Origin of the sequence: Meiothermus rufus DSM 22234 (assembly GCF_000423425.1) — a bacterium.
GTDB classification, from domain to species: domain Bacteria; phylum Deinococcota; class Deinococci; order Deinococcales; family Thermaceae; genus Meiothermus; species Meiothermus rufus.
Genome location: NZ_AUHY01000010.1, coordinates 52,324 through 65,546, shown reverse-complemented (window position 1 = coordinate 65,546; position 13,223 = coordinate 52,324). Strand labels below are relative to the sequence as shown.

The 13,223-nt window shown below is 62.8% G+C and carries 17 protein-coding genes and 1 pseudogene; 16 read left to right on the top strand and 2 right to left on the bottom strand.

Features of this window, described 5'->3' with window-relative positions; translation table 11 throughout:
* The 9 genes and pseudogenes from G552_RS14645 to G552_RS0102955 form a co-directional block, all read left to right on the top strand.
* Positions 1–295: pseudogene (locus tag G552_RS14645) on the top strand (integrase core domain-containing protein); the annotation flags it as partial.
* A 60-nt stretch (positions 296–355) separates the two neighbouring features.
* Positions 356–604 (top strand): methyltransferase, encoded by a 249-nt coding sequence (locus G552_RS0102990; RefSeq protein ID WP_084640359.1) that lies wholly within the window; start codon positions 356–358, stop codon positions 602–604.
* 226 nt (positions 605–830) lie between these two features.
* Entirely contained in the window at positions 831–2,255 is a 1,425-nt protein-coding gene (rpoD, locus tag G552_RS0102985) for an RNA polymerase sigma factor RpoD (protein ID WP_027881673.1), read from the top strand.
* Positions 2,256–2,258: 3 nt separating this feature from the next.
* The gene (locus G552_RS0102980; protein WP_027881672.1) at positions 2,259–2,522 is read left to right on the top strand and encodes a hypothetical protein; all 264 of its coding nucleotides are present in this window, start codon (positions 2,259–2,261) and stop codon (positions 2,520–2,522) included.
* 37 nt (positions 2,523–2,559) lie between these two features.
* Positions 2,560–3,117, top strand: coding sequence for a hypothetical protein (locus G552_RS0102975; RefSeq protein WP_027881671.1), 558 nt, complete (start codon positions 2,560–2,562; stop codon positions 3,115–3,117).
* 4 nt (positions 3,118–3,121) lie between these two features.
* Positions 3,122–3,610 (top strand): adenosine diphosphatase, encoded by a 489-nt coding sequence (locus tag G552_RS0102970; RefSeq protein ID WP_027881670.1) that lies wholly within the window; start codon positions 3,122–3,124, stop codon positions 3,608–3,610.
* Positions 3,611–3,631: 21 nt separating this feature from the next.
* Positions 3,632–4,108: a thioredoxin-dependent thiol peroxidase gene (gene bcp, locus G552_RS0102965; RefSeq protein ID WP_027881669.1), complete on the top strand. Its 477-nt coding sequence runs from the start codon at positions 3,632–3,634 to the stop codon at positions 4,106–4,108.
* Between the two features lie 10 nt (positions 4,109–4,118).
* Complete coding sequence (gene rpiA / locus G552_RS0102960; RefSeq protein WP_027881668.1) at positions 4,119–4,808, top strand: ribose-5-phosphate isomerase RpiA; 690 nt, start codon at positions 4,119–4,121, stop codon at positions 4,806–4,808.
* A gap of 10 nt (positions 4,809–4,818) precedes the next feature.
* Positions 4,819–5,271, top strand: a complete 453-nt coding sequence (locus G552_RS0102955) for a SufE family protein (protein ID WP_027881667.1) — start codon at positions 4,819–4,821, stop codon at positions 5,269–5,271.
* Here the strand turns inward: G552_RS0102955 and G552_RS0102950 are convergent.
* Positions 5,225–5,515, bottom strand: a complete 291-nt coding sequence (locus tag G552_RS0102950; RefSeq protein WP_027881666.1) for a hypothetical protein — start codon at positions 5,513–5,515, stop codon at positions 5,225–5,227. The two genes, G552_RS0102955 and G552_RS0102950, sit on opposite strands and share 47 nt — an antisense overlap.
* A 369-nt stretch (positions 5,516–5,884) precedes the next feature.
* Here G552_RS0102950 and G552_RS14640 point away from each other — a divergent pair, with 369 nt between their 5' ends.
* Positions 5,885–6,451, top strand: coding sequence for a GNAT family N-acetyltransferase (locus tag G552_RS14640; protein ID WP_051195658.1), 567 nt, complete (start codon positions 5,885–5,887; stop codon positions 6,449–6,451).
* On the opposite strand, the gene hpaR is transcribed toward G552_RS14640, so the two are convergent.
* A complete protein-coding gene (gene hpaR, locus G552_RS0102940; protein WP_027881665.1) occupies positions 6,422–6,892 on the bottom strand; it encodes a homoprotocatechuate degradation operon regulator HpaR in 471 nt (156 codons plus the stop codon). The genes G552_RS14640 and hpaR overlap by 30 nt on opposite strands.
* A gap of 110 nt (positions 6,893–7,002) precedes the next feature.
* Here hpaR and hpaI point away from each other — a divergent pair, with 110 nt between their 5' ends.
* The 6 genes from hpaI to hpaD are packed head-to-tail and all read left to right on the top strand — an operon-like array spanning position 7,003 to position 13,199.
* Entirely contained in the window at positions 7,003–7,941 is a 939-nt protein-coding gene (hpaI, locus tag G552_RS0102935) for a 2,4-dihydroxyhept-2-ene-1,7-dioic acid aldolase (RefSeq protein WP_027881664.1), read from the top strand.
* A gap of 9 nt (positions 7,942–7,950) precedes the next feature.
* Positions 7,951–8,745, top strand: coding sequence for a fumarylacetoacetate hydrolase family protein (locus G552_RS0102930; RefSeq protein WP_027881663.1), 795 nt, complete (start codon positions 7,951–7,953; stop codon positions 8,743–8,745).
* Positions 8,746–8,759: 14 nt separating this feature from the next.
* On the top strand, positions 8,760–10,277 hold the full coding sequence (gene hpaE, locus G552_RS0102925; RefSeq protein WP_027881662.1) for a 5-carboxymethyl-2-hydroxymuconate semialdehyde dehydrogenase: 1,518 nt from the start codon (positions 8,760–8,762) through the stop codon (positions 10,275–10,277).
* 8 nt (positions 10,278–10,285) lie between these two features.
* On the top strand, positions 10,286–11,740 hold the full coding sequence (gene hpaB, locus G552_RS0102920) for a 4-hydroxyphenylacetate 3-monooxygenase, oxygenase component (RefSeq protein ID WP_027881661.1): 1,455 nt from the start codon (positions 10,286–10,288) through the stop codon (positions 11,738–11,740).
* Positions 11,741–11,744: 4 nt separating this feature from the next.
* The gene (hpaC, locus tag G552_RS0102915; RefSeq protein ID WP_027881660.1) at positions 11,745–12,212 is read left to right on the top strand and encodes a 4-hydroxyphenylacetate 3-monooxygenase reductase subunit; all 468 of its coding nucleotides are present in this window, start codon (positions 11,745–11,747) and stop codon (positions 12,210–12,212) included.
* 15 nt (positions 12,213–12,227) lie between these two features.
* The gene (gene hpaD, locus G552_RS0102910) at positions 12,228–13,199 is read left to right on the top strand and encodes a 3,4-dihydroxyphenylacetate 2,3-dioxygenase (RefSeq protein WP_027881659.1); all 972 of its coding nucleotides are present in this window, start codon (positions 12,228–12,230) and stop codon (positions 13,197–13,199) included.
* The last annotated feature ends 24 nt before the right edge of the window (positions 13,200–13,223 follow it).

Below are 13,223 nucleotides of genomic sequence, written 5' to 3'. Positions count from 1 at the left end.
CTCTGGGGATTGCCTTGTTTGTGCTGCCGCCGAGGAGTCCTAAACTCAATGGTCACGTGGAGCGGGTGCAACGGACCTTTAGGGAGGAGCTCTATACCCGGCCTCTGCCCCCCCGGCTCAGCGAGCTACAGGCAGAGCTGGATGCCTACCTGGACCACTACAACCGCCGAAGGCCTCACATGGCCCTGGGGGGTCTTGCTCCCTTGGAGTATTTAGCTAAGATGCAGGAGGAGTCGGTTCCCCAGTCTCACATGTGTTGACCGATTACAGGGTCTTGCTCCCTTGGAGTATTTAGCTAAGATGCAGGAGGAGTCGGTTCCCCAGTCTCACATGTGTTGACCGATTACAAAAGGCCTTGACAAAAGGCCAACGCTTCACTACTATTGTTTCGAACCCCCCGTTCCACGTGGGGGGGCTTGTTGTGTTAGAAACCGCCGCCGCTTTTATCGAAGCCGCCTACGCTCACCTGGAGAGAGGCGGGCGGTTTTATCTTGTAGCCAACCGCTTCCTGCCCTATGAACCCCTGCTTCAGGCCCGCTTTACCCGCGTGCATACCGTGGCCGTAAGCAGCCATAAGGTCCTGCTAGCACAAAAGTTGGATTGAGGCCACACCAAGGCTTCACTGGGAGGTGAACTGCTTGAGCAAGTCCAAGACCGCCGCCAGCAAGAAGGGAACCTCGCAAGACCATCCACACCGCCCTGAAACCCAAGCGGCGGAAAAGGTGGCCCCAGCAACCAAGGGTTCTCCCAATGCGCAAGGGCCTACTAAACCAGCCAAGTCAACCGCAAAGAATAAACCTAGCAAAGCCGTTTCCAAGGCAAGTGAGGTTATGCCAGAAACAACCAGCAAGAGCGCTAAGCCAGAAAAGGCCTCCAGCCAGAAGAGCAAAAGCTCCAAAACAAGCCAGAAGGCTGGAACCCAGGAGGCTGAGCTCTCCCAGGGCGTGGCTGTCCTGGAAGAGCAGCAGCTGAGTTTAGAAGCCCCTGAACTCGAGCCCGAGGACTTTGAGGCGCCTGACCTCGAGGGGCTGGCCGATCCTAAAGGCCCCAAACTACCCATACTGCTGCCCGACGAGGAGCTAGGCGAGGAGGTACTGGAGGCCGACCTCGAGGACCTCGACCTACTCGAGCCCGACTTCGAGCTGGGCACCCTGCCCATCGAAGAGGTCGAGGAGGAAATCGAGGAAGACCTGCCCTTGCCGCGCATCTCCACCTCCGATCCGGTACGGCAATACCTGCACGAGATCGGGCAGGTGCCCCTACTTACCCTGGAAGAAGAAATCGACCTGGCCCGGCGGGTGGAGGAAGGGGTGGCGGCCGCCCAGAGGCTGGCTGAGGAGACCGGCCTCGAGGCCGAGCTCATCCGCCATGTGCTGCGCAACCAGGTGCAGGGCAGTAGCCGCATCGCCAACATCCCCGGCACCGAGCTGCGCATCGACCCCGAGACCATCCAGGCCGTGGATGCCCGGCTGCGGGCCCTGCCACGCGAGGTCAAACGCTACTTGCACATCGCCCGCGACGGCGAGATCTGCCGCCAACACCTGATCGAGGCCAACCTGCGGCTGGTGGTCTCCATTGCCAAGAAGTACACCGGGCGGGGCCTCAGCTTCCTCGACCTGATCCAAGAGGGCAACCAGGGCCTTATCCGGGCGGTGGAGAAGTTCGAATACAAGCGGCGCTATAAGTTTTCCACCTACGCCACCTGGTGGATTCGCCAGGCCATAAATAGGGCCATCGCCGACCAGGCCCGCACCATCCGCATCCCGGTACACATGGTGGAGACCATCAACAAGCTCACCCGCACCGCCCGCCAGATGCAGCAGGAGCTGGGCCGTGAACCCAGCTACGAGGAGATCGCCGAGGCCATGGGCCCGGGCTGGGATGCCAAGAAGGTCGAGGAAACGTTCAAGATCGCCCAGGAGCCGGTCTCCCTCGAGACCCCCATCGGGGATGAAAAGGACAGCTTCTACGGCGACTTCATCCCCGACGAACACCTGGCCTCGCCGGTGGACGCCGCCGCCCAGAGCATGCTTTCGGAGGAGCTAGAGAAAGCCCTGAACAAACTCTCCGAGCGCGAGGCCATGGTTCTGAAGTTGCGCAAAGGCCTGATTGATGGGCGTGAGCACACCTTAGAAGAGGTGGGGGCCTACTTCGGGGTGACCCGCGAGCGCATCCGCCAGATCGAGAACAAGGCGCTGCGCAAGCTCAAGTACCACGAGAGCCGCACCCGCAAGCTGCGGGACTTCCTAGACTAAATCATGGCCACGCTAGCCCTCCAGGTACAGACCTATCTGCAAATCTACGACCCCTTGGGTATGGGGGAGCTGGCTCCTCCAAAAGAGCTCTACGGGCCCGTGGTGGCGGAAATCATAGAGCGCTTGGTGAAGGTACAAACCCCCGAAGAGGCCGCTACGCTGGTGCACCAGGTACTCTTCCTCACCTACGGCACCCAGGCCGGGCACGTGCGACACTACGCCGAGCTGGGCCGGGACCTCTTCCGCCTGGTCAGAGAGGGTCAATAAACCCCGCCCAGGCCCAAAGCGGCATAACATAGGGAAGATGAGGCGCCTTCTCACTGGGCTAACGCTGGGACTACTCGCCGGGGTGCTGGCGGCCCCCACGGCCTATTACCCTAGTGGCATCGGGTACACCTGGCGTTACTCCAACGGTATGGAGCAAGCCTTTACCCGCGAGCAACATGGCCTGCTGGTTCTGGAGCGGCGGCTGGAACGGCAGCCAGTAAGCGCCGACCTGCTGCGCTACACCCCCGACAAGGGGGTACTGCTGGAGGGGTTAATCATCGGTCAGGCGGTGCAGCGCTACACCCCTCCCTTGCAGCTCTATCCACCCCCGCCGCTGGTCTTAGGCCAGGAGTGGGGCGGACGCAGCAGCTTTGGTGGACAGACCGTGGCCCTGCTGGGCAAGGTCTTGCGCATCGAGGGGGTCAATGTGCCAGCAGGCCGTTTCAATGCCTACGTCATCCGCACCTCCATCGTCACCAGCGGGGGTGGTAGCCAGGTGATGGAGGTTTACTTCGTGCCGGGGGTAGGGGTGGTGCGTTACGCCACCCTGGACGGGTCTACGGTTGACCTGGTGAAGTTCGTTGTGCCTAAATGAGGGTATGGAGCTGCAAGTCGTCCCGGTAGAAAAACCGGAAAACCTGAATGTTATCCTGGGCCAGAGCCATTTCATCAAGACGGTGGAAGACCTACACGAGGCCCTGGTCACGGCGGTTCCCGGCATCAAGTTCGGCCTGGCCTTCTGCGAGGCCTCCGGCAAGCGTCTAATCCGTAAAAGTGGCACCGATGAAGCGTTGGTGGCCCTCGCCGTGCGCAACGCCCAGGCCATTGGGGCGGGGCATTCCTTTCTGATTGTGTTGGGGGAGGGCTTCTACCCTATCAACGTGCTGCACGCGGTGAAGGCCTGCCCCGAGGTGGTACGCATCTTTGCCGCTACCGCCAACCCGCTGGCCGTGATTGTGGCTGAGCAGAACGAGCAACGGGGCATTCTGGGGGTACTGGATGGGCACAAGCCCCTGGGAGTGGAGGAAGGCGAGGAAGTAGAGTGGCGCAAGAACATCCTGCGCCGCTTCGGTTACAAGCTGGGCTAGGCACCGGTATGATGGGTGGGTATGTTGCAGACAGGCGACCTTGCCCCTAGCTTTACCCTACCCGATCAGGAAGGCCGGCCCCACACCCTCGAGGACTATCGGGGGCGCTGGGTGGTGCTGTACTTCTACCCCAAGGACGACACCCCTGGCTGCACCAAGGAGGCCTGTGGCTTTCGCGACGAAAAAAGCCACCTGGAGGCGCTGGGGGCGGTGGTACTAGGGATCTCTGCGGACGATGTCCAAAGCCACAGCAAGTTTCACCGCAAGTATACGCTCAACTTTCCCCTGCTCGCCGACCCCAGCCAACAGACCATCCGGGCCTATGGGGCTTGGGGCCGTAAACAGTTCATGGGCAAGGAATATGAGGGGGTGTTGCGCTACACCTACCTGATCGACCCCCAGGGCCGGATAGCCCGGGTATGGGACAAGGTTAAGCCCGAGCAGCACGCCCTCGAGGTAGCCGAGGCCCTAGGTCAGCTACAGCAGGGTTCGCTATAGGGGCCAGTCTATGAGCGGCTTGGAGGCTTACAAGCAACAGGCGGCCCTCGAGGCCGTTCGCTACGTGCGCTCGGGTATGGTGGTGGGCCTGGGCACGGGCTCCACGGCCCGCTACGCGGTTATGGAGCTGGGCCGCCGGCTGCGCGAGGGGGAGCTTTCTGGCATCCGCGCGGTGCCTACCTCCGAGGCCACTGCCTTGCTAGCCCATGCGCTGGGGATTCCCCTGGTGGAGCTCGAGCCCGGCGGGGTCGACCTGGCCATCGACGGGGCCGACGAGATCGCCCCAGACCTCTCCCTCATCAAGGGGTTGGGCGGAGCCTTACTGCGGGAAAAAATCGTGGAGGCCAGCGCCAAAGACTTTATCGTGATCGCCGACTACAGCAAAAAGGTACCCCAGCTAGGCCGTGGGGTGGTACCAGTGGAGATTGTGCGCTTCGGCTACCGGGCCACCTTGCATGCTTTGGCGCAGCTGGGCCAGCCTACCTTGCGCATGGACGGCGAGGAGTTCTTTTATAGCGATGGGGGCAACCTGATTGCCGATGTGCGCTTCGGCCCCATCCCCGACCCGGCCCGCCTCGAGGCTCAGCTCAAGCGTATCCCTGGGGTAGTGGAAACCGGGCTTTTCCTGGGGATGGCTACCCTAGCCATCGTGGCTGGGCCTGGAGGGCTAGAGCGCCTGGGGCGTGAGCCCCTTTTCTAGGGAGGACGGAATGAGCAGCGAGGAACGATTGGCTAAGCTTCCTGCCAAGCTGCAAAACGTAGTACGGATGCTGGCCGGGGCACCCAAGGTGCTTAAGACCGAGATGCTGCTGGCCTTTGCCCAGAAGATGCCCCCCCTACCCGCGGGGATGCAAGGCCGGTTGGAACAGGTACACGAGTGCACTACCCCCTTCTTCGTGCACGCCGAGATAGAAAACGCCCAAGTACGGCTGTACTTCGATGCTCCCAAAGAGGCTCCTACCGTGCGGGCCTTTGCCGGGATGCTGGCCGAGGGGTTGGAGGGGGAAAGCCCAGAGGCGGTGCTAGGGGTGCCGGAGGATTTCTACACCCTGGCCCGGCTGGAGGAGATCATCACCCCTCTGCGCCTGCGCGGGCTACAAGCGGTGCTCAGCCGTATCAAGCGCCAGGTACGCGAGGCCCTGGAAAGTAATCCTCGCGGCTGACGCGGCCCTGGCCCCAGCAGACCTGCCGGGCCTCCAACCGCTCGAAGGCGATTTGCAACACCGCCTGGAGCAGCGGCCCCGGGTTGGCCTCGAGGTACAGGATGCCCTCCCTAAAGGCCCCCTCGAGCTCACTGACACGACTCCAGAAGCGCCAGCACCCCAGCTCCTCATCGGCGAAAACCTCCAGCCCTGCCACCCCCGCCCGGTAGCGGTAGGGCTGGGGCCGGTGGCGTAGGCCACCCACAAAGCCTCTTCCAAGGCCAGCAAGTCGGCCCGCAGCCGCTGGCGGGCTCGCAAAGACAGGCCTGGCTCCTCCAGGGCCTCCAACAGAGCCAACCGCTCGGCCTCGAGGTCGCGGGTCTGGGGGGGTGGCTCGGTCGGCAGGGCCTCCTGACCAAAGGGGTCCAGCCGTAGGGCGGGCCGGCCCAGCAAGGCTGCCTCGGCATAGCTGGGGTACTCTACCAACACCCCCTCTTCCAGAAGGGCTTTTTCGCTCAGGCGAAGCAGCAGGCTGGACACAGCCTCCTAGGCTAGCGCGAAAGGGTCACGCTGCAAAGCCCAATTCTGCTAAAACGCACCTCACTTTCCAGGCAAAAGCGGTAAGTTGGAAGGGATGAAGGTGTACCTCCGCCCTCTAGCCCTAAGCGACCTGCCCCGGGTGCTCGAGTGGAGCCAGGATGAAGCTTTCTGTCTGGCCAACGGCTGGCCGTTGGGCCTACCGGCAGCCCAGCTACAGGACTGGTTTGTGCGCCTGCTCAACAATCCTCCCGCCGACCTCATCCGCCGGGGCATTGTGGTACAAAGCCCTGAGCACCCCGAAGGCCACCTGGTAGGGTTCGTGGACCTGCGGGAGCTCAATCCGCTGGAAAAGCGGGCCCGGCTGCGCATCGCCATTGGCGAAGAGCAGCGCGGCCAGGGTATAGGCTTTTTGGCCGGGCTGAAGATGCTGGAAGAAGCTTTTGCTGAGCTGGGCCTCGAGCGCATCACGGCGGAAATCCCCGGTTCCAACATCCCCATGCGCCGCTTGGTAGAAAAGCTGGGCTTCACCCAGGAGGGCCTTTTGCGCCAGCACGAAACCCGCCAGGGCATCAAAGAGGACATCTACCTGTACGGCATGCTCCGCCAAGACTTTCAACAACTCCGAAACCGCCTAGGCGGAGGAAGCCAGGCCTTGCTCTAGTTCCTCGAGTAGGGCGTAAAGCTGCTCGAGCTTATTCCGGCCCAAAATCCGCTCGATCTCCACATAAACCTGCACCACCTCTGGCTTGATCTGGGCCACCAACGCCTTGGCTTCTTCGGTCAGGGCCACCCGTACCTTGCGGCCATCGGCCACGCTGGCCTGGCGCAGGATAAGCCCACGGGCCTCCATGCGCTTTAGGATGCCGGTCATGCTGGGCAACAAGATGCGGCACTCTTCGGCCAGAAGGGAAATCTCCAAGCCCTCCCGCCCGTCTAAAGCCCGCAGGATGCGCCACTGCTGCTCGGTCAGGCCGTAGCGCGAGAGCACCTCGCGAAACCGCTGCACCACTGCCTCGCGCGTGCGCAGCAGGGCCATGGGCAGGGAGTGGGCGAGGTCGCGCAAGAGTCTGCGGGAAGCTTCGTCGGGGAAAGAGGTGGACATAAGGGTTAATTGTACCTGGGCTTGCAAACTGGGCCTGTCTTTTACTTAATATATTAACTATCTCAGCGGGTTCATATGCAACCTGGGCCACACCTTGGCAAAGGAGGAGCATGACCGAGTTCAAAGGCAGCATCGTACCCCTGGTTACCCCGTTCAAAAACGGGGCCATCGACGAGGCCGCCCTCGAAGGCCTCATTGAACGGCAGATTGAGGCTGGCTCCCACGCCCTGAGCGTAGGGGGTACCACCGGCGAGCCGGGCACCCTCAGCCTGGAAGAGCGCAAGTACCTGATTGAGCTGGCCCTGCGCTTCATCAAGGGCCGGGTGCCCCTTCTGGCGGGCACCGGTACCCTGCGGCTGGACGAGACCCTGGAGCTAACCCAGGCCGCCTACCGAATGGGGGCCCAGGGGGCCTTGGTCATCACCCCTTACTACATCAAGCCAAATCAAGACGGCCTGTATCGCTTTTTTGGCCAGGTGGCCCAGGCCGTGCCCCAGATGCCCATTGTGCTCTACAACATCCCAGGCCGGGCCGGGGTGGAGATTAAGGTCGAGACTGTGGCCCGGCTACGGCGTGACTTTCCCAACATCGTGGGCCTGAAGCACTCCTCCAAGGACATGGAGTACGTCTCGGAGCTTTTGCGCCGGGTGGGGCGCGACTTCAATGTCTACTGCGGTTTGGAAGCCCTAACCTTTCCCATGATGTGCGTAGGGGCAGTGGGCACCATCGCCGCCACGGCCAACTGGCTGCCCGGCGAAACCGCCCAGATGTGCCAGATGGTCCTCGAGGGCCGCTACAAAGAGGCTTTAGAGCTTCACTACCATGGCCTCGAGGCCAATGAGGCTATCTTCTGGGACACCAACCCCATCCCGCTCAAAACGGTGCTCTCCTGGATGGGCCTGTGCCAAAAGGAGTGGCGCGAACCCTTAGGCCCCACCACCCCCGAGATCGAGGCCCGCCTGCGCCGCATGGCCGAGTCTTATGGCCTGCTTCCTGCCTCGAGCCACCCCCCGGTGCTGCCCAACCCCTCGGGCTCGCAGTATGTCTAGAGGTGCCGTATGAAATGGGCCCGCTTCATCGCCAAAGGCCGCCTGCTGCGAGGATACCTACAAGACGGCATGCTTATTGACCACGCGGGTGAGGCCCACCACCCCGACGCGGTGCAGTGGTGTTTGCCGGTCGAGCCGGGTAAGGTTATCGCTTTGGCGCTCAATTTCGCCGAACATGCCGACGAGTTCGGACTCAAACGACCCAGCGAACCGGCCTTGTTTTGGAAGCCCAACACCAGCCTGCTGCCGCACAAGGGCACAGTCATCTACCCGCAAGGGGCCCGGTTCATGCACTTCGAGTGCGAGCTGGCCGTGATCATCGGACGCAACATGCGGCGGGTCAAGGCCAAAGACGCCTTGGACTACGTGGGGGGCTATACCATCGCCAACGACCTAGTGGTGCGCGACTACGTCACCAACACCTTCCGCCCGCCCATCCGGGGTAAGGGCTGGGACACCTTCGGCCCTTTGGGCCCCTACTATGTCACCGCCGACGAGGTCTCCGACCCCCACAACCTACGCATGCGGGCTTACGTTAACAACGAGCTACGGCAGGAGGCCAGCACCCAAGGGATGCTCTTCAGCATTCCCGAGGTGCTGGAGTTCATCAGTCGCTTCATGACCCTGGAAGCAGGCGATGTCCTTCTCACCGGCACCCCCAAGGGCATCTCCCAGGTACACCCTGGGGATGTCATGCGTATGGAGATAGAAGGGCTGGGCGCGCTGGAAAACCATATCGAGTGGGAAACCCCCGAGGCCGAGCCGGTGGTGGGCCAGGAGGGCGACCGCAGCCTGGTGCTGTAGGAAAGGAGGCTTTTTTGAAAGTATCCGACGCCACCGCAGGCATCCCAGCGGAGTTCATCGAAGAGGTACGGCGAAAAATCGCTGCGACCACCCCCCAGCACTTCATCAACGGAGCCTTTGTACCGGGAGTACAGGGTGAGCTTTTCGAAACCCTAGACCCCTCCAACAACCAGGTGCTCACCCGGGTCTACCGGGGCCACGCCGAAGACGTGGACAAAGCCGCTCGAGCCGCCAAGGCGGCCTTTGCCCAGTGGCGGCTCAACGCCAAAGCGCGCAAGCGCTACCTTCTCAAGATAGCCGAGCTCATTGAAAAGCACGCCGATGAGCTAGCCGTCATCGAGTGTTTGGACGCCGGCCAGGTGCTGCGCATTGTGCGGGCCCAGGTGGCCCGGGCCGCAGAGAACTTCAGCTTCTATGCCGAGTACGCCGAGCGGGCCATGGACGGGCGTACCTATCCGGTAGACGCCGACTGGCTCAACTACTCGGTACGGGTGCCGGTGGGGGTCTGTGGCATCATCACCCCTTGGAACGCCCCCTTGATGCTCTCTACCTGGCGGATCGCCCCCGCTTTAGCCTTTGGCAATACGGTAGTCTTGAAGCCCGCCGAGTGGTCGCCCATCACCGCCTGGAAGCTGGCCCAGATCGTGCAGGAGGCCGACCTACCGCCAGGGGTCTTCAATGTGGTGCAGGGGTTTGGGGAAGAGGCTGGCGACGCGGTGGTGCGTCACCCCGATATTCCTCTGATCGCCTTCACCGGCGAGACCACTACCGGAAGCCTGATCACCCAGAACAGCGCCCCTTTGCTCAAGCGGCTCTCCCTCGAGCTAGGGGGTAAGTCACCGGTGATCATTTTCGAGGACGCCGACCTCGAGCGGGCCCTCGACGCCACCGTTTTCCAGATTTACAGCTTCAACGGCGAACGCTGCACCGCCAGTTCACGGGCCCTGGTACACCAGACCCTCTTCGATACCTTCGTCGGTCGGCTGGCCGAGCGGGCTGCGCGCATCCGGGTAGGGCATCCCCTCGAGCCCCAGACCGAGGTGGGGCCGCTGATTCACCCCGAGCACTTGCAGCGGGTGCTCGGGTATGTAGAAATCGGCAAACAGGAGTCCCAGCATATTTTTGGCGGGGAGCGGGTGGGCCAGGAGGGCAACTACGTGCGCCCAGGGCTGTTCGTGGCCGAGAACCACCACCGCATCGCCCAGGAGGAAATCTTCGGCCCCATCCTGACCGTCATCCCCTTCCGTGATGAGGCCGATGCTATTGCTAAAGCCAACGACTCTAAGTATGGCCTGGCCTCGTACATCTGGACGCGGGATGTGACCCGGGCCCATCGGGTGGCCCTAGCCCTCGAGGCCGGAATGACCTGGATTAATTCCCACAACGTGCGCCACCTGCCTACCCCCTTCGGTGGGGTCAAGTTCAGCGGCACCCACCGGGAAGGGGGCGAGCACAGTCTGGAGTTCTACACCGAGCTCAAGCACATCGCGCTGCCCTTGCGCGAACATCCCATTCCCAAGTTCGGTCGATAGGAGGCCCTATGGCAAGAACCGGCAAAGCCTACCTGGAAGCCCTAAGAAACAGGCCCCCCAACCTCTGGTACAAAGGCCAGCGGGTCGAGGACCCCACCACGCACCCGGTCTTTCGCGGCATCACCCACACCTTAGCCCGCCTGTACGACCTGCAGCACGACCCCAAGTACCGCGACCAGCTCACCTACCAGGAAAACGGGGCCCGCTACCCCATGAGCCTGCTGCCCGCCCGCAGCAAGGAGGACCTGGCCCGGCGCAGCCAGGCCTACAAACTCTGGGCCGATACCCACCTGGGCATGATGGGCCGCAGCCCCGACTACCTCAATGCGGTGCTGATGGCCTACGAGCAGAGCGCCGACTTCTTCGGCCCCTATGCCGAGAATGTGCGCCGCTACGTGCAGTATGTGCGCGAAGAGGACCTCTGCACCACCCACTGCCTAACCAACCCCCAGGTCAACCGGGCCAAGAGCACCCTCGAGCAGCCCGACCCCTACATCCCCTTGGGGGTGGTACGGGAAACCTCAGAGGGCATCGTGGTGCGAGGGGCCCGCATGCTCTCCACCCTGCCCACCGCCGACGAGCTTCTGGTCTTCCCCTCCACCCTGCTGAAGGAAGGCCCTGGGGCTGACAAGTACGCGGTGGCCTTCGCCATTCCCACCCACACCCCGGGGCTTTACTTCATCAGCCGGGAAGGGCTGGCCCAGGAAGGCTCCCCCTACGACTATCCGCTTTCCAGCCAGCTAGAGGAGATGGACTGCCTTACGGTCTTCGACGACGTGCTAGTACCTTGGGAGCGGGTCTTTATCTACAAGGACCTGGCCCGCTGCAACAGCGCCTACGCCGAGACCGGGGCCCTGATGCACATGGCCCACCAGGTGGTGGTGCTCAAAACCGCCAAGACCGAGGCCTTCTTAGGCTTGGTGGCCCTGCTGGCCGAGACCATCGGGGCCGAGGTCTACCCCCACGTGCAGGAGAAGATTGCCGAGGTGATCGTCTACCTCGAGGCCATGCGGGGCTTCTGGGCCCGGGCCGAGATGGAGGCCCAGCCCAATGCCTATGGCTTGGTCTGCCCCAGCCGCGCAGCTTTGGATGGGGCCCGCAACCTTTACCCCCGGCTCTACCCCCGCATCCACGAAATCGTTCAACAGATTGCCGCCTCGGGCCTAATCACCCTGCCTTCCGAGGCCGACCTCGCCTCGCCGGTGGGCCCCTACCTGGAGAAGTTCTTGCAATCGGCTACCCTGCCGGCCAAGGAACGGGTGCAGCTTTTCCGCCTGGCCTGGGATATGACCCTGAGCGGCTTTGGGGCGCGACAAGTCCTGTACGAGCGCTTCTTCTTTGGTGATCCAGTACGCATGTACCAAACCCTCTACAGCGTTTACGACAAGGAACCCTACAAAGAGCGTATCCGGGCCTTCCTGGGGTGGCAGCCCCAGCCCGAGCCGGCTCTGGTGGCAGACTAGAGGTATGGAGACCACCACCCTACCCGACCAGCTCCGCCAGGTCATGCGCCTGTGGCCCAGTGGGGTCACGGTCATTGCAGCGCGCCACAAAGAGGAGGTACGGGGCATGACCGCCAGTAGCTTCACCAGCGTCAGCCTCGAGCCCCCCCTCATCCTGGTCTGCATCCATCAGTCGGCCCAGCTTTTGCCCGTGCTGGAAAAAGCGGGCCGATTCAGCGTTAACCTGCTGGCCGAGAACCACGCCCACACCTCGGCCCACTTCGCGGGCCAGCCCATCGCAGGCTACCAGCCTCTTTCCTCGGAGGAAACCCCGGCCCTACAGGGAGCCCTGGCCACCCTGTACTGCCGCACCTGGGCTATCTACCCCGGTGGCACCCACCGCATCGTGGTAGGGGAGGTGGAAAAAGTAGACCTAGGCAAGGAAAGCCGGCCTCTTTTGTACTGGAACCGGGAGTACCGCCCGCTGCCCTGAAGGGGGTGAAACGCCATGAGCCCAATACCCAACATCATCCGGATTGCCCACGGGGTCTTCTATGTGACCGACCTCGAGCGGGCCCGTCACTTCTACGTAGACCTGCTGGGCTTGAACGTGCTGCACGAAAGCCCAGGGGCCTTGTACCTGCGCGGCACCGAGGACCGGGAGTGGACCCTTAAGCTCGAGCTAGCCCCTGAAGCCGGCATCAAGCACCTGGCCTACCGGGTGGCCGGCGACCTCGACCTAAAGCTGTTGGCCGAGCTGGCCGAAGCCGAGGGGCTGCCCTACCGCTGGGAAAGCGAGCTCGACCGCCCCCGGCTACTGCGCCTGCAAGACCCCTTTGGTACCCCTTTGGCCTTCTACGCCGAAAGCCAGAAGTACCCCTGGCTGCTCCAGCGCTACGACCTGCATAAAGGGCCAGGCATCCAGCGCATCGACCACATCAACCTCATGACCCCCCAGGTGGCCGCCATGCTGCGCTGGTACATGGATAAGCTGGCCTTCCGCCTCTCGGAATACACCGAGGACGAGGAGGGCCGCATCTGGGCGGCCTGGATTCACCGTAAGGGCAACGTCCACGACCTGGCCCTTACCAACGGCACCGGCCCCCGGCTGCACCACCTGGCCTACTGGATGCCCGACGCCATGAGCATCATTAGAGCCTGCGATATCCTGGCTGGAGCCCGGCAGACCGAGGCTATCGAGCGTGGGCCGGGGCGCCACGGCGTCTCCAACGCTTTCTTCCTTTACCTGCGCGACCCCGACGGGCACCGCATTGAACTGTACACCTCCGACTACAGCACGGTAGACCCCGACTTTGAGCCCATCCGCTGGAGCCTCAACGACCCCCGGCGTCAGACCTTGTGGGGGGCTAGAACCCCCAAGAGCTGGTTCCTGGAAGCCTCGAGGCTCGAGGGCTTTGCTGGAGGCTGGGAGCCTACCCAGGACTCCGAGTTGGAGGGCCTGCCCCAGCACGTAATCTAGCCAGGCCCCGCCTCCATCTTTGGT

Excerpts from the sequence above, each read along its gene's own strand:
- hpaD (WP_027881659.1), top strand. The coding sequence starts at position 12,228 with ATGAGCCCAATACCCAACATCATCCGGATTGCCCACGGGGTCTTCTAT.
- hpaR (WP_027881665.1), bottom strand. The coding sequence starts at position 6,892 with ATGTCCACCTCTTTCCCCGACGAAGCTTCCCGCAGACTCTTGCGCGAC.
- rpiA (WP_027881668.1), top strand. The coding sequence starts at position 4,119 with ATGAGCGGCTTGGAGGCTTACAAGCAACAGGCGGCCCTCGAGGCCGTT.
- bcp (WP_027881669.1), top strand. The coding sequence starts at position 3,632 with ATGTTGCAGACAGGCGACCTTGCCCCTAGCTTTACCCTACCCGATCAG.
- hpaI (WP_027881664.1), top strand. The coding sequence starts at position 7,003 with ATGACCGAGTTCAAAGGCAGCATCGTACCCCTGGTTACCCCGTTCAAA.
- G552_RS14640 (WP_051195658.1), top strand. The coding sequence starts at position 5,885 with ATGAAGGTGTACCTCCGCCCTCTAGCCCTAAGCGACCTGCCCCGGGTG.
- G552_RS0102930 (WP_027881663.1), top strand. The coding sequence starts at position 7,951 with ATGAAATGGGCCCGCTTCATCGCCAAAGGCCGCCTGCTGCGAGGATAC.
- hpaB (WP_027881661.1), top strand. The coding sequence starts at position 10,286 with ATGGCAAGAACCGGCAAAGCCTACCTGGAAGCCCTAAGAAACAGGCCC.
- G552_RS0102980 (WP_027881672.1), top strand. The coding sequence starts at position 2,259 with ATGGCCACGCTAGCCCTCCAGGTACAGACCTATCTGCAAATCTACGAC.
- rpoD (WP_027881673.1), top strand. The coding sequence starts at position 831 with ATGCCAGAAACAACCAGCAAGAGCGCTAAGCCAGAAAAGGCCTCCAGC.
- G552_RS0102970 (WP_027881670.1), top strand. The coding sequence starts at position 3,122 with ATGGAGCTGCAAGTCGTCCCGGTAGAAAAACCGGAAAACCTGAATGTT.
- hpaC (WP_027881660.1), top strand. The coding sequence starts at position 11,745 with ATGGAGACCACCACCCTACCCGACCAGCTCCGCCAGGTCATGCGCCTG.
- G552_RS0102955 (WP_027881667.1), top strand. The coding sequence starts at position 4,819 with ATGAGCAGCGAGGAACGATTGGCTAAGCTTCCTGCCAAGCTGCAAAAC.
- G552_RS0102975 (WP_027881671.1), top strand. The coding sequence starts at position 2,560 with ATGAGGCGCCTTCTCACTGGGCTAACGCTGGGACTACTCGCCGGGGTG.